This window comes from Aliivibrio sp. SR45-2 (assembly GCF_963890165.1).
Taxonomy (GTDB): Bacteria; Pseudomonadota; Gammaproteobacteria; order Enterobacterales; family Vibrionaceae; genus Aliivibrio; species Aliivibrio salmonicida.
Genome location: NZ_CAWPRC010000098.1, coordinates 1 through 392, shown reverse-complemented (window position 1 = coordinate 392; position 392 = coordinate 1). Strand labels below are relative to the sequence as shown.

The 392-nt window shown below is 36.0% G+C and carries 1 tRNA gene and 1 rRNA gene; both read right to left on the bottom strand.

Features of this window, described 5'->3' with window-relative positions:
* Window positions 1-181 precede the first annotated feature (181 nt).
* A tRNA-Ala gene (locus AACV33_RS04340) sits at window positions 182-257 on the bottom strand.
* A 71-nt stretch (window positions 258-328) separates the two neighbouring features.
* Window positions 329-392 (bottom strand): 16S ribosomal RNA (locus AACV33_RS04335); the annotation flags it as partial.

The window sequence follows — 392 nt, the reverse complement described above, 5'->3', positions numbered from 1 at the left end:
CACTTGAATGTGTTTTTAATTTGTTTATCTAAAGATAAACAAAAGATATTAAGAACTTTTAAATTTTGATTTGAATAACTCGTAAGTTATTTAAATCAGTCAGCTTTCCAAATTGTTAAAGAGCAGATTTTCTATAACGAAAACCATTAATAATAACTTTCATTTTAAAAATGATTATTAATGGTGGAGCTATGCGGGATCGAACCGCAGACCTCTTCACTGCCAGCGAAGCGCTCTCCCAGCTGAGCTATAGCCCCACATAAAAAATCTCTTTTACTTTTTTAACCTAATCAATCTGTGTGAACACTCATAAATCGCAATCTATCGTTAAGGAGGTGATCCAGCCCCAGGTTCCCCTAGGGCTACCTTGTTACGACTTCACCCCAGTCATG